This is a genomic window from Cellulomonas soli (assembly GCF_052036975.1).
In the GTDB taxonomy this organism is placed as follows: Bacteria; Actinomycetota; Actinomycetes; order Actinomycetales; family Cellulomonadaceae; genus Cellulomonas; species Cellulomonas soli_A.
The window spans coordinates 94,906-108,953 of sequence record NZ_JBQIAR010000011.1 but is presented as its reverse complement, the minus strand read 5'-3'; the positions used below and the strand labels follow the sequence as shown (position 1 = coordinate 108,953).

Genomic DNA, 14,048 nt, shown 5'->3' with positions numbered 1-14,048 from the left:
GAGGTTGACGCACATCGGAGCGCTCCGGCGCCCGCGTCAGGCCTGTGCGGCGTCCAGACTGGTGCGCACGGCGGGTGTGCTCGCCGCGCCGACCGCGGGCAGACGACCCGCGCGGATCAGCTCGCGGTACCAGGCACCCGAGTCCTTCACCGTGCGGCGCAGCGTGCCCGGTTCGACGCGGACGATGCCGAACCGGCGCGAGTAGCCCCACGCCCACTCGAAGTTGTCCATGAACGACCACAGCAGGTAGCCGCGCACGTCGACACCCGCGTCCATCGCCGCACCGACGGCGTCGACGTGGTCGTACAGGTACGCCGTGCGCTCACGGTCGGCGACCTCACCCTCCGGCCCGACCTCGTCGTCGAACGCGGCGCCGTTCTCCGTGATCATGATCGGCAGGTCCGGGTAGCGGGCGTGCAGCTCGAGCAGCAGGTCGGTCAGGCCCTGCGGGTCGACGTTCCACCCCATCTGGGTACGGGGGCCGGGCTGCTCGAACCACTCGACGTCCTCGCAGCCGATCGCCGTGGTCGGCACGAACGGGGCGTCGGGGTCGACGGCCACGGGTGCGCGCCGGGCCCCGACGCGCGAGGTGTTGTAGTAGTTCAGGCCGAGCACGTCGATCGGGACGTGGATGTCGTCCAGGTCGCCGTCGCGCACGAACGCCCAGTCGGTGAACCGGGAGGTCTGCGCGAACACCTCGGCCGGATAGGCGCCCTCGAGGGTCGGTCCGAGGAACACCTCGTTGGCGATGACGTCGATGCGGCGCTTGGCGGCCAGGTCGGCAGGGTCGTCGGACACGGCCTGGTGCACCTGCAGGTTGAACGTCACCGACACCGGTGCCGACTCGCCGAGCACGCCCCGCACCGCGCGGGCGCCCAGCCCGTGGGCCAGGTTCAGGTGGTGCACGGACGCCAGGGCCAGCCCCGGGTCGGGGATGCCGGGTGCGTGCTCGCCGGAGCCGTGGCCGAGGTACGCCGAGCACCACGGCTCGTTCAGCGTGGTCCACAGGTGCACGCGGTCGCCGAGGGCCCGGGCCACGTGCTCGGCGTAGTCGGCGAACCGGTAGGCGGTCTCGCGGCTGGCCCAGCCGCCGGTGTCCTGCAGCGCCTGCGGCAGGTCCCAGTGGTAGAGGGTCACCACGGGCGCGATGCCTACGTCGAGCAGCTGGTCGACGAGCCGGTCGTAGAACGCCAGGCCGAGCGGGTTCGCCGGGCCGGCGCCCGTGGCCTGGATGCGCGGCCAGGCCACCGAGAACCGGTACGCCTGCAGGCCGAGGTCCGCCATGAGGGCCACGTCCTGCTCGACGCGGTGGTAGTGGTCGCACGCGATGTCGCCGGTGTCGCCGCCGGCGACCTTCCCGGGGGTGTGCGAGAACGTGTCCCAGATCGAGGGTCCGCGGCCGTCCTCGGCGACGGCGCCCTCGACCTGGTAGGCGGCGGTCGCCGCACCCCACAGGAACCCGGGTGGGAACGCGCGGCCGGCCGGGCGGGCGTGGCTCACGGCACGACCACCGCGCCGCCGACTACCGCGCCGCCGATCACCGCGCCGTTCACCACCGCGCCGTCCACGGCGGCATCGACCGGGCGTGCCCCCGCGTCCGGTCCGCCGTGGTGCTCGGGGGCGACGGCGACCTGGTCGGGTGCCAGCACCGGCACGGCCCGCAGGTCGTTGGCGGTGCGCAGCACGGGTGCGGTCGTCAGCACGGTCGGGTCGATCGTCGCGTCGGTGCGGACCACGAACGAGGCCGAGGCGCCGGCAGGCAGGTCGACGAGCGCGTCGTCCACCTGGGCGTCGGCTGCCGCTCGGTCGACCAGCAGGGTGACGTCCGTGGCCAGCGACCGCGCCGTCACGTCGACGCGGTAGCCGCCGGGGACGGCCACGGCCGTGACGTCCAGCGGCGCCGGGTCGAGCCGCAGGTCGACGTCCTCGGCGAACGTGTGCACGGCGCGGACGTCGCCGAGCTCGGCGACCAGCACCTCGTCGGAGGCGTCGTCGGGTCGGGCGAGCGAGGCGTCCATGGGGAGCAGGTGGACCGTGCGCGCCGGGACCGCGACGTCGAGTGTGCCGGTCGCGAGCCGCACACCCGCGAAGGTCTCCCGCCGCAGGTTCAACGCGCCCGACCACACCTCGGCCGTGTCGTTGACCAGCGCGAGCGCCGCGGACCCGTCCCGCTCGACGACGGTGAGCAGGTGCGGGGCGTAGGCGTGCCGCAGCCCGAACCACAGCGGCTTGGGGCGTTCCTGCGAGTCGATCGCCGCCCACGACGTCACCGGCCAGCAGTCGTTGAGCTGCCAGACGATCGCGCCGGCCGTCCGCGGCCACCACGAGCGGTAGTGCTCCACGGCGTGCTGCACGGCGCGCGCCTGGTTCAGCTGCGCGGCCCAGTGCCAGTCGGTGAAGCCGGTGGGCACACCCAGGTGCGGGGCCATGCCGCGGTCGAGCTTGCCGTTGCCGTCGTCGGCCTTCTGGTGCACCAGGAAGACGCGGTCGTCCTTGGGTGCGGGGGAGTCGACCAACGCTGCGCCGTCCGCGGCGTGCACGAAGTCGGTGAGCGTGCGCCACGTCGGCGGACCCTGGAAGCCGAACTCGGAGCAGAAGCGCGGCACCTCGCTGCGGTAGTGCGTGTAGTCCACCCGGTTCCACACCTCCCACTGGTGGTGCGAGCCGTGATCCGGGTCGTTCGGGTGCATGTCGGCCGCGTCGCGGCGGGGCGTGTACGGGCTGTTCGCGCTGTACGGCCGGGTCGGGTCGAGCTCGGCGAGGACCTGCGCGTAGAGCTCGGTCGCGTACCGCTCACCCCACGTGAGGTCGCCGAGGCGTTCCTTCCAGCCCCAGTCCTCGTGCCCCCACAGGTTCTCGTTGCCACCGTTCCAGAGCACCAGCGACGGGTGGGTCATCAGCCGGACGACGTTCTCGCGTGCCTCGGCCTCGACCTCCTCCCACAGCGGCGACTCCTCGGGGTAGGCCGCGCAGGCCATGAGGAAGTCCTGCCAGACGAGGATCCCGCGCTCGTCGCACGCGGCGTAGAAGTCGTCCGACTCGAACAGGCCCCCGCCCCAGATGCGCAGCAGGTTCATGTGCGCCCCGAGGGCCTGGTCGAGGCGACGGTCGAGGCGCTCGCGGGTGATCCGGGTGACGAAATGGTCGTCGGGGATCCAGTTGGCGCCCTTGACGAACACGGCCTGGCCGTTGACCAGGATCGTGAACCGGGTGCCGTGCTCGTCGTCGGAGGTGTCCAGCGCGACGGTGCGGAACCCGATCCGCCGCGCCCACGTGTCCAGGACCGTCTCGTCGTCCAGCTCGCCGCGGCGCAGGGTGAGCGTGAGCTCGGCGAGGGGGTGCTCGCCGTACCCGACCGGCCACCACAGGGGCGCGTCGGGCACCTCGACGGTGACGACCGTGCTGGTCGCCTCGGCGGCGAGGCGGCCGCGCGCGTGCGCGCCGTGCACCTCGACATCGACCGCGAGCGCCTCGTCCGCGCCCAGACCGGAGCGCTCGACGTCGACGTGCACCTCGACCCGGCCGGTGCCGTCGGCGTCGACGGTGACCAGCGGTCGCACCTGTGCGAGCCGGGCCACGCTCCACCGCTCGACCCGCACGTCCTTCCACAGGCCGGCCGTGCGCAGGTCCGGCCCCCAGTCCCAGCCGAACGAGCAGGCCATCTTCCGCACGAAGTTGTACGGCACCGGCTGGTAGGCCGAAGGGCGGTCACCGAGCCTGTCACGCAGCCCGGAGGCGTACGCGGTCGCCGAGCGCAGGTCGACCGTCAGCGGGTGGGTCGAGCCGTCGGCGAGCGCGCGTACGTCGAACCGGTACGAGCGGTGCATGTTCGCCGTGCGACCCAGCTCGACACCGCCCAGGCGGACCGTGCCGACCGTGTCGACGCCATCGAAGACGAGGTCGACCCGCTCGTGCGCGGCCGCCGGCGCGAGCGCCAGGTCGCGCGTGTAGCGCCAGTCCACGTCGTGCACCCACCGCAGTGCGCTCTCACCCTCGTCCAGGTACGGGTCGACGATCGCCCCGACCGCGAGCAGGTCGGTGTGCACGCACCCGGGCACCTGGGCGGGCACGACCTCGGGCAGGTCGGCCGGCACGGGCCCGGCGGTGGCGGCGACGGTCCAGCCGTCGGGGAGCGACGCGGTCTGCATGGGGTTCTCCTGAACAGTGCTGGTACTGGTGGTGGTTCTGGTGCAGCGGGGGCGGCGGGGCGATGCGAGCGGTGCGCCGCGGCGCGGTCAGGCGTGCGCGGGTGCGTACCGCGTGCGGTAGGCCGCCCACCAGGCGTCGGCGAGCAGCCGGTGACCGGCGGGTGTGGGGTGGACACCGTCGGCGGCCACCTGGTGCGGGCCGATCTCGGCGGCGAGCGCGGCCAGGGGTGCGGCGAGCGGGACGTGCGCGGCGTCGAGGTCGGCGGCGACCCGGCGCACGGCGTCCTGCTTGGGCCCCAGGTCGGTGTGCCAGTCCTCCTGGGACGGTTCGACCGGCACCACGAACGGCTCGACGAGCACGAGCCGGGTGCCGCGCTCCACCCAGGGCACGAGCAGCCGACGCAGCGCCGCCTCGAACTCCTCGGCGGGGGTCTCCTCGCCCTGGTCGAAGCGGCGCCACGTGTCGTTGACGCCCACGTACAGGCTGAGCACCTCGGCCTGCAGCGACAGCACGTCGTCGGCCCACCGAGCCTCCAGGTCACGGACGCGGTCGCCGCCGACACCCGTGTTGGTCACGGTGGCTGCCGCGAGCGGCCCGCGGGCCAGCAGGCCCACGTACCCGCTGCCCCAGCCGTCGGGGTCCTCGTGCCGCCCCCACTCGGTGATGGAGTCGCCGGCGAACACGACCGACCGGGGCATCCGCGAGGTGTCGTCGATCCCGTTCATGCGCGCACCGCCCCGTTCAGCTCGGCGAGCCGGCGCTCCGGGTCGGGTGCGGCCGAGGCCAGCAGCCGGGTGTACTCGTGCTGCGGGTCGAGGATCACCTCGTCCGCGGGGCCGCGTTCCACCACGACACCGCGGTACAGCACCATGATGTCGTCGCTGAAGTGCCGGGCGGTGGCCAGGTCGTGCGTGATGTACAGGACGCCGAGGTCCTCCTCCCGCTGCAGCTCGGCGAGCAGGTTGAGCACCCCGAGGCGGATCGACACGTCGAGCATCGACACCGGTTCGTCGGCCACGAGGATCCCCGGCTCGGGGGCCAGGGCCCGCGCGATGGCGATGCGCTGACGCTGCCCGCCGGACAGCTCGTGCGGCTTGCGGTCGGCGTAGTCCTCCGCGGGGTCGAGCCGCACCCGGCGCAGCAGGTCGAGCACGCGCTCGCGGACCTGCGCCTTGCTCAGCTCGGGGTGGTGCAGCGTGACGGGCCGCGCCAGGTGGTGGCCGACCGTGTGGTACGGGTTGAGCGAGGCGAACGGGTCCTGGAACACCATCTGCACGGTCTTGCGGTACCGCCGCAGGCCGGCCCCACGGCGGTGCACGGGCTCGCCGTCGAGCAGGATCTGCCCCGAGGTGGGCCGTTCGAGCTGCATGAGCATCTTGGCGATCGTGGACTTGCCGGAGCCCGACTGCCCGACCAGGGCCGTGGTGCGGCCCGGCGCCAGCGCGAAGCTGACGTGGTCGACCGCGCGCAGCGTCGAGGTCCGCAGCCCGTGGCGCAGCGTGTAGTCCTTGACGACGTCCTTGAACTCGAGCGTGGTCATCGCACGGCCTCCTCATCGACGCTGCGGGTGGTCTCGTCCGCGAAGGCCGAGGAGGGCGAGGCGTCGACGCCCGTCCGGATGAAGTCGCCGCGGGCCCCGGTCAGGCTCGGGAACGAGGACAGCAGGCGCTTGGTGTACGCGTGCTGCGGGTCGGTGTACAGCGTCACGGCGTCGGCCAGCTCGACGATCCGCCCCGCGCGCATCACGGCGATCCGGTCGCTGATCTCGAGCAGCAGCGGCAGGTCGTGCGTGATGAACACGACCGCGAAGCCCAGCTCGGCCCGCAGCCGGGTGATCTCGCGCAGGATCTCGCGCTGCACCACGACGTCCAGCGCGGTCGTCGGCTCGTCCATGATGAGGATCTGCGGTTCGAGTGCCAGCGCCATGGCGATCATGACGCGCTGGCGCATGCCCCCGGACAGCTCGTGCGGGTAGGCCCGCAGCCGGCCCGGGTCCACCCCGACGCGCTCGAGCAGCTCGGCGCAGCGGGTGCGCCGCTGGGCCTTGGTCATCTCGGGGCGGTGCGTGGTGAGCACGTCCTCGAGCTGCACCTGGATGCGCAGCACCGGGTTCAGGGAGTTCATCGCCCCCTGGAACACCATGGCGACCTTGTCCCAGCGGAAGGCCCGCAGGTCGTCGCCGCGCAGCGTCGACAGGTCGACGTCGTAACCCTCCCGTGAGTGGAACGTCGCCGAGCCGCTGGTGATCGTGGCCGGCGGCTTGAGCAGCCGGGTGATCCCGTACGCCAGGGTCGACTTGCCGCAGCCGGACTCGCCGGCCAGGCCGAGGATCTCCCCGCGGCGCAGCTCCAGGTTCACGTGGTCCACGGCGTGCACGGGCGGGTCGACCAGGTAGTCGACGGAGAAGTCCTCGATGGTCAGGACCGGGTGCCGGCTGACGGTCGCGGCGGCCGGGGCCGTGGTCGGGGCGCTCATACGATGACCTCCGCAGCGTCCTTGAGCTGCTCGCGGGACATCGACCACTTCTTGCGGTCGGCCCGGGTCTGGGCGCGCAGCTTGGGGTTGATGACCTCGTCGATGGAGAAGTTGATGAGGGACAGCGCCGCGCCGAACAGCGCCAGCAGCAGGCCCGGCGGCACGAACCACCACCACGCCCCCAGGCGCAGCGCGAGGCCGTTCTGCGCGTAGAACAGCATGGTTCCCCAGGTGAACGAGCCGGTCGCGCCGAGCCCCAGGAACGAGAGACCGGCTTCGCCGAGGATCGCGAAGATGATCGCGAAGACCACCTGCGAGGCGAGCAGCGGGATGAGGTTCGGCAGGATCTCCACGGCGAGGATCCGCCAGGACCGTTCGCCGCTGACCCGGGCGGCCAGCACGTAGTCGCGGCCGCGCAGGCTGAGCGTGAACCCGCGCAGCACGCGGGCCGACCCGGCCCACCCGGTGATGGCCAGCACCACGGCCACCAACCAGATGCTCTTCTCCGGCACGTAGGAGGAGATGACGATGACCAGCGGCAGGCCGGGGATGACCAGCATGACGTTGCTGAACAGCGAGAACGCCTCGTCGAGCCAGCCGCCGGCGAACGCGCCGACGACGCCGAAGAACGCCGAGAGCACGAGGGTCAGCACACCGACCACGAGCCCGATCGTGAGTGAGCCGCGGGTGGCGTGCGCCAGCTGGGCGAGCACGTCCTGGCCGGTCTGCGTGGTGCCGAGCCAGTACTGCGACGAGGGCGGGGCGAGCCCGATGTCGTCGACCTTCGAGGGGTCGCCGACCAGGTACGGGCCGACGATCCCGAACAGGGCGATCGTGCCGGCGAGGCTGACACCGGTGATCAGCTTGGCGGTGCGGGGCAGGCGTCGGCGCCGGCGCGGTCCGGGGGGGAGGGTCCCGGCGGCCTCGTCGGCCGCGACGTGCGGGTCGAGGGTGGTGATGGCCATGGCTGCTGCCTCCTAGGAACGGGCCCGCGTGCGGGGGTCGATGACGCCGTACAGCAGGTCGACGAGCAGGTTGGCTCCGAGCACCGCCAGGGTGATGACCAGGAAGATGCCCTGCATGAGCGCGTAGTCGTTGGAGTTGACGGCCATGAGCAGCGCCGAACCGATGCCCGGGTAGCTGAAGACCGCCTCGGTGACGATCGAGCCGGCCACGACGAACCCGAGCGAGATCGCGAAGCCGGCGATCGAGGGGAGCACCGCGTTGCGTGAGGCGTACGCGGAGCGGATGCGGCGGGGGCGCAGGCCCTTGGCCTCGGCGGTGAGGATGTAGTCCTCGGACAGCGTCGAGACCATCATGTTGCGCATCCCGAGCATCCAGCCGCCGATGGACGACAGCACGATCGTCAGTGCGGGCAGTGCACCGTGGTAGAGCACGGAGGAGATGAACCCCCAGCTCAGCTCGGGGCCGGCGAACGTGTAGACGTCGTAGCCGCCGTTGAGCGGGAAGACCGGCCACACGCTGCCGAAGAAGAACAGCAGCAGCAGGGCGAGCCAGAAGTACGGCACCGACTGCAGCATGGTGGTGAACGGGATGAGGTTGTCCACCCACGAGCCGCGCTTCCACCCGGCGAACGTGCCCAGGCCGACGCCCACCAGGAACGAGATGACGGTCGACAGCCCGATCAGCCCGACGGTCCACGGCAGCGTCTGGCCGATGATCTGGTTGACGCTGGCCGGGAAGTACGCGACGGAGGTGCCCAGGTCGCCGCTGACCAGCGCGTGCAGGTAGTCGCCGTACTGCTGCCACAGGGGCGCCTGCGTGTCGGTGCCGAGCATGGCGGCGATGGCCTTGCGGGTCTCGGCGGTGACCGGTCCCTTGGTGGCCAGCTTGGAGACCATGATGTCGACCGGGTTGCCCGGCATGAGCCGGGGGATGAAGAAGTTGAGCGTCAGCGCTGCCCAGAGGGCGACGGCGTAGAAGCCGAGCTTCTGCAGGATGTACCGCACGGCTGGGTGCCTCCAGGTTCGTCGGTGGCGTGCCCCGGTGGTGCGCCGGGGCCGGACCCGGGTGCCGCCCCTGGGGGTCGGCACCCGGGTGGGACGCCTGGGGTCAGTTGGCCGGCGTGATGGACTTCAGGACGATGCCGTTGTCCCAGGCCTTCCACGAGACGGGCATCGCGTACTTGTCCTCGTTGGTGGGCCAGCCGGTGGCGCGGCTGTTGTTGAACTCCGTGAGCATCGAGTTCACGTAGATCGGGATGTACGGCAGCTCCTGGGCGATGACGTCCTGGATGAGTGCGTACTGCTCGGCCTGCACGGTCTCGTCGGCGGTGGAGCGGGCCACGGCGAGCGCGTCGTCGACGACCTGGTTGGAGAAGCGGCTCGCGTTGCCGCCGATGGCGTTCTCCCCGACGGGCGTGGTGTTCGCGGAGTTGTACCACTTGTCGTACGTGAAGAACGGGTTGGCCGAGGCCTGCAGGCCGATGGAGTCGAGCGAGAGCTGGAACTTGCCGGACTGCTGCGCGTCGTTCCACTCGTTCCAGGACACCTGGCTGGGCTTGAGCTCGATGCCGACCTCGGCCAGCTGCTGGGTCATGGCGTCGTTGAGGGAGATGAAGTCGCTCCAGCCGGTGACGGTCTGGATCGTCATGGACAGGCGCTCGCCGCCCTTGGTGCGGATGCCGTCCTCGCCCTCGACCCAGCCGGCCGCGTCGAGCAGGTCCTTGGCGGTCTGGACGTCGGCGGACTGCGGGGCCTCGAGGTTCGCCTTGTCGGCGATCCACGACGCGTCACGCTCGGGGAGCAGCAGCGTGGGGGAGGCCGTGGCCGCGAAGCCGCCACCGGCCAGGTTGTTCAGCTGCTCGCGGTTGAGCGCGTGGTAGATGGCCTGGCGCACCGCGGTCTCGGTCTGCGGGCCGACGCAGCCGGCGGCCGCGTCGGAGCAGGTGAAGATCGAGGCGGTCATGGCCGGGGTGTTCACGTACGACAGGTCGGGGTTGGTCGCGATGATGTCCTCCAGCCCCGGCAGGAACGCGCTCATCCAGTCGACGTCGCCGGCGACCAGGGCGGCGCTGGCGGCGTCGGCCGAGTCGAGCGAGATGTAGCGGACGTTCTTCACGGCGGGCTCGCCGCCCCAGTAGTCGGGGTTGGCGGTGAGCATGTAGCTCTGCGCGGAGAACGTCTTGACGGTGAACGCGCCGGTGCCGACGGGGTCGGAGTTGATCTCGGTGACCGGGTCGGCGACGTCCTTCCAGATGTGCTCGGGCACGATCCCGCGGTTGCCGAGCACGTTGGGTTCCTGCATGAACGACGGCTCGGGGAACGTCAGCACGACCGTGTTGGCGTCGGTGGCCTCGGCGGTGGCGGCCAGGCCGGTCGTGTTGAGGGCCTCGGTGTCCTTGACCAGGTTGAACGTGAAGGCGACGTCGGCGGCGCTGAACGGCTCGCCGTCGCTCCACGTGACGCCTTCGCGGGTGTGGATGGTCAGCTGCGTGCCGTCCTCGTTCCACTCGAAGCCGGTGGCCAGCAGCGGCGTCGGGTCGGTGTCGGAGGCCAGGTTGTACCAGTAGAGCGACTCGAAGATCACGCCGAGGGTGGGCTGCAGCGCCGTGGTGCTGAACGGGTTGAAGTTCTCGGTGATGGTGCCGGTCGCGCCGTTGAAGACGGTGATCGTGGAGCCCGACGGTGCGGCCGTGGACGAACCCCCGCCCCCGCCGGAGCAGCCCGTGAGCAGCAGTGCGGAGGTGACGAGCCCGGCGACGAGTGCGCCGCCGGTGCGGTACCTGCTGGTCCGTGTCCTCAGGAACATCCTTGGTCCTTTCCACCGTCGGCCGGGGTGTCCGGTCGACGTCGACGGGGCCCGTCACCGCGGCCGCGGGAGGGCGGAACCCGATTCTTGCTCTGCTAAATTTAGTCCGTCAAGTTATGGGGTGAAGTCCGGCGCAACCGTGTCCGGACCGTGACCTCGCGGCGTGAGACCGCGTCAGACCGCGGCAGCAGGAGGAGAACGTGCACATGGCCATCGGACCGAGCCGTCCCGTCACCGGTGCGCTCGTGCTCGACCTGATCCGCACCGCGGGCACCATCAGCCGCGTCGAGCTGGCCACCACCTCCGGCCTGACGGCCGCGACCATCACCAACGTGGTCCGTGACCTCATGGACGAGGGCCTGGTGCACGAGGTCGGCCGAGCGCGCTCCCGCGGCGGCTCGCCCCGGCGGCTGCTCGAGCTGGACCCGGCGGCCTGGTACGCGGTCGGTGTGCAGCTCGACCGGTGCACCAGCGCGGTCGTCGTCACCGACTTCGCCGGGCGCCGGGTCGCCGCCACCAGCCTGCGCGGCGTCGGCCGCGGCACCCCCGAGGCCACCCTGCGCACACTCGCCGAGCACGTCGACGACCTGCTCGCCAGCGCCGCCGTGCCCCGCGAACGGGTCCTGGGCGTCGGGCTCGTCACGCACGGCCCGCAGGACCGCGCACGCGGCGTGATCCTCACCCCGCAACCCACACCCGCGTGGCAGGACTTCCCGCTGACCGCCACCCTGTCCGACCTGCTCGGCCTGCCGGTGCTGCTGGAGAACGACGCGACGGCCGCGGCGGTCGGGGAGCAGTGGGTCGGCTCGCTCGACATCGACACGTTCGGCGTGCTCTACATGGCCAGCGGCATCGGCGGAGGAGTCGTGGTCGAGGCCGAGGTGTACCGCGGCCGCACCGCCAACCCCGTCGAGATCGGCCACGTGCCGCTCGACCCGGCAGGCCCGCCGTGCTCGTGCGGCAACGCCGGCTGCACCGAGTCGCTGGCGGGCCCATCGGCGGTCGTCGCGCGGGCGTGCGCCGTGCCCGGGCTGGGCGAGCGGCTCCGCATGAGCGGCGACGAGGACGACGTGCTCGCCGACTTCGAACGCGTGGCCCGCGCGGCCGCGCGTGGCGACCGGGACGCACAGGACCTGCTGGAAGACTCGGCCCGACATCTCGGCACGGCGGCGGTGACCCTCATGAACCTGTTCGACCTGGATACGGTGGTCCTGGCCGGCCCCGCCTTCGCCACCGCCGGACCGGTCTACGTCGACCTCGCGCAGCAGGCGGTCGAACGCGGTGCGCTCGCCCGCCTGCTGCGCCCCGTGCGGGTGCGGCTGTCGACCGACGTCGGCGCGGCGGCCGCCGTCGGTGGCGCGCTCGTCGTGCTGCGCTCACCGCTCGGCCGTCCTGCCGTCCGTGAGGTCGGGCTCGTGCCCGCGCCGGCCTCCGCCTGAACCCCAGCCCTCCCGCCCGACCACCCGCCCGACCCTGGAACGGAGACCCGTGTCCTCCCAGCCTGTCCAGCCCCCCGCCCCGCACCGACTCACCCTGCGCCGGGACGGGGTCGCCGTCGTCGTCGACCCGACCGGTCCCGGCCTCCCTGCCGTACTGCACTGGGGTGCCGACCTGGGCGAGGTGGGCGAGGCCGACCTCGCCGCGCTCGCCGTCGCGGTCGGCCGCCAGACGCCCCCCGCCACGCTCGACGCCGCATGGCAGCCCTCGCTGGTCCCGCAGGAGACCGACGGCTGGGTCGGTCGCCCCGGTCTGCAGCTCGAACGTGCCGGGACGCCGCTGCTGGTCGACTGGGTGCTGCGTGCGGTGACCGGCGACGAGCACGCGGTGCAGGTCGTGGCCGAGGGTGCCGGCCTGACCCTGACCACCCGCCTGCGGCTGGAGGTCGGTGGGCTGCTGACCGTCGAGCACGAGCTGACCAACGGTTCCGTCGACCCGGTGACGGTGCACTGGCTCGAGACGGCGCTGCCCGTGCCGACCCACGCCGACCGCATGACGACGTTCTCCGGGCGCTGGGCCCGCGAGAAGGTCCCCGCCACCGGACCGCTGCCCCGCGGCGGCGTGGCCCGCCAGACCCGGCGCGGGCGCGCGGGCCACGACCACCCCTGGCTGCTGGCACTCTCGGCGGCCGACCCGCGAGACCGTGACGGCGAGATCTGGGCCACCCACCTGGGCTGGAGCGGCGACGCCACCTACCGCACCGACCGGCTGCCCGAGCAGCCCACGCTGCTGGGTGCGGGCGAGCTGCTGCGACCGGGAGAGGTCGTGCTGCACGAGGGGGAGTCGTACACGTCGCCCGTCGGCTTCTTCGCGTGGACCGATGCGGGCCTGGACGGGATCAGCGCACGGTTCCACACCTACCTGCGCTCGCGGCCGCAGCACCCGCGCACCGAGCGGCCGCTCGTGCTCAACACCTGGGAGGCCGTCTACTTCGACCACGACCCGGCCACCGTGCTGCGCCTGGCCGAGCGGGCCGCGCACATCGGCGTCGAACGGTTCGTGCTCGACGACGGCTGGTTCCAGGCCCGCCGCGACGACACCCGCGGCCTGGGCGACTGGACCGTCGACACGTCCGTCTGGCCCGAGGGGCTCGAACCCCTCGCCGACCGGGTGCACGAGCTGGGCATGCAGTTCGGGCTGTGGTTCGAGCCGGAGATGGTGTGCCTGGACTCCGACCTGGCGCGCGCGCACCCCGACTGGCTGCTGCACGACCCCGCGCACGTGCCCGAGCCGGCCGGGTTGTCGTGGCGCACGCAGTTCGTGCTCGACCTGGTGCGCCCCGAGGCGTACGCCCACGTGCGCGACGCCATGGCCGCCCTCGTGGACCGGCTCGGGATCGACTTCATCAAGTGGGACCACAACCGCGACCTGGTCGACGCCCGTCACGCGGGCCGTCCGGGCGTGCACGAGCAGACGCGGGCCGCGTACCGCCTGATCGCCGAGCTCAAGGCCACGTTCCCGGGGCTGGAGATCGAGTCGTGCTCGTCGGGCGGTGCCCGCACGGACCTGGGCATCCTGCAGGTCGCCGACCGGGTGTGGGCCAGCGACTCCAACGACGCCGTCGAGCGTCAGGACATCCAGCGCTGGACGGGCCTGCTGCTGCCGCCGGAGCTGGTCGGCGCGCACGTCGGCCCGCCGGTGGCGCACAGCTCGGGCCGCACGGTCGACCTGTCCTACCGCCTGGCCACGGCGCTCATGGGGTCGGCCGGGTTCGAGTGGGACGTGCTGTCCTGCCCGGACGAGGAGGTCGCCACCCTGCGCCGGTTCGCCGCCCTGTACCGCGAGCTGCGCCCGGTGCTGCACCACGGCTCCGCGGTGCACGCCGACGTGCGCGACCCCGCGCTGCGGGTCACGGGCGTGGTCGCCCCCGGGCTCGAGGAGGGTGTGTGGACGATCGCCACGGTCGCCAGCCTCGAGGACGCCCGGCCCGAACGGGTCCGGCTGCACGGCCTGGACCCCGACCGTCGCTACCGGGTGCGGGTGCGTGACGAGATCGGCACCGCGCGCTACGGCTGGGTCGTGCCGCCGTGGGTGAGTGCCGGTGAGGTGGTCCTGACCGGGCGGGTGCTGTCCACGGTGGGTCTGCAGATCCCGATGCTGTGGACCGCCCAGGCGCTCGTGCTGCACGTCACGCAGGTCGGCTGACGACCGGCGCC

The 14,048-nt window shown here is 72.4% G+C and carries 10 protein-coding genes; 2 read left to right on the top strand and 8 right to left on the bottom strand.

Annotated elements, in window-relative coordinates:
* Nucleotides 1-36 precede the first annotated feature (36 nt).
* The 8 genes from ACTHAM_RS12645 to ACTHAM_RS12610 all read right to left on the bottom strand — a co-directional run bounded on the left by ACTHAM_RS12645 (nt 37) and on the right by ACTHAM_RS12610 (nt 10,395).
* Nucleotides 37-1,500, bottom strand: coding sequence for a GH1 family beta-glucosidase (locus ACTHAM_RS12645; RefSeq protein WP_440687964.1), 1,464 nt, complete (start codon nt 1,498-1,500; stop codon nt 37-39).
* Nucleotides 1,497-4,148 (bottom strand): glycoside hydrolase family 2 protein, encoded by a 2,652-nt coding sequence (locus tag ACTHAM_RS12640; protein ID WP_440687962.1) that lies wholly within the window; start codon nt 4,146-4,148, stop codon nt 1,497-1,499. Before ACTHAM_RS12640 ends, ACTHAM_RS12645 begins: the two co-directional genes overlap by 4 nt.
* Nucleotides 4,149-4,235: 87 nt before the next feature.
* Nucleotides 4,236-4,874 carry a GDSL-type esterase/lipase family protein gene (locus tag ACTHAM_RS12635; RefSeq protein WP_440687960.1) on the bottom strand — a complete coding sequence of 213 codons (639 nt, stop codon included), beginning with the start codon at nt 4,872-4,874 and terminating at the stop codon, nt 4,236-4,238.
* The gene (locus ACTHAM_RS12630) at nt 4,871-5,689 is read right to left on the bottom strand and encodes an ABC transporter ATP-binding protein (RefSeq protein ID WP_440687958.1); all 819 of its coding nucleotides are present in this window, start codon (nt 5,687-5,689) and stop codon (nt 4,871-4,873) included. Before ACTHAM_RS12630 ends, ACTHAM_RS12635 begins: the two co-directional genes overlap by 4 nt.
* Entirely contained in the window at nt 5,686-6,624 is a 939-nt protein-coding gene (locus ACTHAM_RS12625; protein WP_440687956.1) for an ABC transporter ATP-binding protein, read from the bottom strand. The genes ACTHAM_RS12630 and ACTHAM_RS12625 overlap by 4 nt, the downstream gene beginning before the upstream one ends.
* Complete coding sequence (locus tag ACTHAM_RS12620; RefSeq protein ID WP_440687954.1) at nt 6,621-7,589, bottom strand: ABC transporter permease; 969 nt, start codon at nt 7,587-7,589, stop codon at nt 6,621-6,623. Before ACTHAM_RS12620 ends, ACTHAM_RS12625 begins: the two co-directional genes overlap by 4 nt.
* A 12-nt stretch (nt 7,590-7,601) precedes the next feature.
* A complete protein-coding gene (locus tag ACTHAM_RS12615) occupies nt 7,602-8,594 on the bottom strand; it encodes an ABC transporter permease (RefSeq protein ID WP_440687952.1) in 993 nt (330 codons plus the stop codon).
* Between the two features lie 103 nt (nt 8,595-8,697).
* Nucleotides 8,698-10,395, bottom strand: a complete 1,698-nt coding sequence (locus ACTHAM_RS12610) for an ABC transporter substrate-binding protein (protein WP_440687950.1) — start codon at nt 10,393-10,395, stop codon at nt 8,698-8,700.
* A gap of 206 nt (nt 10,396-10,601) precedes the next feature.
* Between ACTHAM_RS12610 and ACTHAM_RS12605 the strand changes: the two genes are divergently transcribed.
* Nucleotides 10,602-11,834 carry an ROK family transcriptional regulator gene (locus tag ACTHAM_RS12605; RefSeq protein ID WP_440687948.1) on the top strand — a complete coding sequence of 411 codons (1,233 nt, stop codon included), beginning with the start codon at nt 10,602-10,604 and terminating at the stop codon, nt 11,832-11,834.
* Nucleotides 11,835-11,883: 49 nt separating this feature from the next.
* Entirely contained in the window at nt 11,884-14,037 is a 2,154-nt protein-coding gene (locus ACTHAM_RS12600; protein WP_440687946.1) for an alpha-galactosidase, read from the top strand.
* The last annotated feature ends 11 nt before the right edge of the window (nt 14,038-14,048 follow it).